At 71.7% G+C, this 2,500-nt stretch carries 2 protein-coding genes; one reads left to right on the forward strand and one right to left on the reverse strand.

Annotation, left to right across the window (positions count from 1 at the left end; all coding sequences use genetic code 11):
- Positions 1–1,709 (reverse strand): condensation domain-containing protein (locus IE172_RS34140; protein ID WP_190101254.1); only part of this gene is annotated, 1,709 nt, incomplete at its 3' end.
- 242 nt (positions 1,710–1,951) lie between these two features.
- On the opposite strand from IE172_RS34140, the gene IE172_RS34145 reads away from it, so the two are divergent.
- Positions 1,952–2,119, forward strand: a complete 168-nt coding sequence (locus IE172_RS34145) for a hypothetical protein (protein ID WP_190101255.1) — start codon at positions 1,952–1,954, stop codon at positions 2,117–2,119.
- The last annotated feature ends 381 nt before the right edge of the window (positions 2,120–2,500 follow it).

Below are 2,500 nucleotides of genomic sequence, written 5' to 3' on the forward strand. Positions count from 1 at the left end.
AACGCCACCAACAGCTCCGGACCACGCCCCAGACACACCCCCACCAGGACGTCCGGACCGATCCCCAGACCCACCAGACGATGCGCCAGCCGGTTCGCCCGCACCTCCAACTCCCCGAACGACACCTCCCGGTCCCCCTGCACCACCGCCACGGCCTCCGGGCACAGCCGCGCCCGCTCCCCCACCAGCTCATGCACCAGCACCGGCACACCCAGGTCGGTGGTTGCGGCCGGCGCGGGGAGAGCCGGTGCCTGTCGGGTGAGCCGGACGTCGGAGAGGTGTCGCTGCGGATGCGCCGCCACATCGGCCAGGAGGGTGCCGAGCTGACCGGCCAGCCGCGCGGCGGACGCCGGCTCGATGACGTCCTGCGCGAAGGCGAGACGACCGCGCAGACGGTGCCCGTCGTCCAGGAAGTACAGGTCGAGATCGGCTGCCGCCGTCACCACCGGCAGTTCCTCCTCCGACACCTGGGCGCCGGGAAGGTCCCAGGTCCAGGTGTCGCTCTCCTCCAGTGCGAAAAGGGCCTGGAAGAGTCCGTGTCCGTTCGCGTCGCGGCTGGAACGGACCCGTTCGACCACCTGCTCGAAGGGCACATCCTGGTGCTGCACCGCGTCGAGCACGGTGCGCGAGGTGCGCCGGGTCAGCTCCTCGAACGTCGGGTCGCCGCTCAAGTCCCCTCGTATGACGAGGGTGTTGACGAAGCAGCCGACGAGCGGCTCGGTCTGCACGTGGGTGCGGCCGGCCACGGGGGTGCCGATGGCGACGTCGGGGTTGCGGGTGTGGCGATGCAGCAGCAGTTGCCATGCCGCGAGCAACTGGGTGTACAACGTGGGACCACCGGTCTCCGCGCGGCGGCGCAACTCGGTCACCACGTCGGCGGGAAGGTCCACGTCGACGGCCTGGCCACGCCCGGTTCGCTCCGTGCGTCCGGGCGCGTCCAGCATCAGGCCCAACGGCTCCAGACCCGCGAGCTGCGTCTGCCAGTACTCCAGCGAGCGCTGGGCGGCATCGCCTTCGAGACGCTCGCTCTCGTAGGACGCGACATCGCGGTAGCGCACGGGCAGAGGGGGCAGATCGGGTCGGCGGCCCTGACGGAGCGCGCAGTAGGCGTGGCGGAGTTCGTCCCGCAGCAACCGCCCGGACCAGCCGTCGAACGCGATGTGGTGGACAACGACCAGCAGGGCGTACTCCCCCACCCCTCCCGCACTCGGCTCGCGCTCGACGAGCAGGGTCCGCATCGGAGGTTCGTGGGCGAGGTCGAAGGCGCGACCGTGGTGCGCCGAGAGCGCGGCGGCCTCCGCGTCGTCGGCCGCGGCCCCCGGCCGCGGCCGCACGTCGATGCGCTCGAGAACCGGCGTGGTGTCCTCGTCGATCACCGGAGTGAGGGCGCCGTCCTCCCCGGTCGTGAGCCGGGTCCGCAAGGGCTCGTGGCGCTCGATGACGTACGCCAGCGCGGCACGCAGCGCATCCTCGTCGAGGGTGCCCCGTACGCGCAGCAGCACGGGGACGTGGTTGCTCTCCGGGCAACGGGTGACCTGGTCCTGGAACCACAGGCGCTGCTGAGCGTACGAGGCCACGCCCGGGTCCGACGGTGCGAGCCGCGCGATGCGCTGCCCTCCCGCGGTACGGCGGGCGGCCGCGAGGCGGGCGCGGACGAGGGGGCGGCGCGCGGTGCTGGTGGGTTCTGCCCCTACGGGAGTGGTCTGCATCGGCATCCTCATCACCTCGGCTGCGGACTCGCCACCGGCGCACAGGGCACATGAGTGAAGGCGGCGCTGTCCCGATCACCGTAGGAAGACGGGGCGCGCCGTCGCGTCGGCCACATAGCCGTTTGCCGTTACGCCCATCGTCGGAGGCCACGAGGGCCGATGGTCGCCGCCGGGCGCGCCGGGCACGCGGATCGGGGACGGCGCCGGTCCCGCAGGACGGATCGCCACGATCCGACGTCCTCGTGGCGGACGACACCCCCGGCGACCGCGTCACCGCGTGGTTCCCCGACGGCGCGACCGAGATCCGAGACATGATCACGGACGACTACCACCGTGACGTCCAGGAGGAGTTCCGCGCGTTCGGGGTCGCCAACTACCATCTGTGCGGCGGTGGCACGGCCGCGGACTAGGGCTCGTACTGGCGCTATCAGGACGACGTCGTCGATCCGCTCCCACGAGTGCCTGATCGCGTCCTGGCCGAACCGCTCGTCGAGGAACTCGGCGAAGATGAAGGCATCCCGCCGAACGCCGGGCTCGAAGTCCTCGTACGGCTCGGGCTCCGGGGTCGCTCGCGTCACTGGCCGTCGCGTCGGTGGCCGTGACGCTGTGCCAGCCGACGGCGACAGGCGGGACCGACGACCGCGCTCCGGGCTCCGCGGTACGGGGTCTGTGTCTCACCGTGGTTGAGGCACCTGAGAAACGCCACATGGCAGGCCCCGTTATCTTTTTCGCGGTCCTGCAAGAGGGCCGCTGGCCTCCGGGCCCGGCATGACTGTTGCCCCCTGTCGATC

The sequence above is a fragment of the Streptomyces griseoflavus genome, assembly GCF_014649995.1.
Taxonomy (GTDB): domain Bacteria; phylum Actinomycetota; class Actinomycetes; order Streptomycetales; family Streptomycetaceae; genus Streptomyces; species Streptomyces griseoflavus.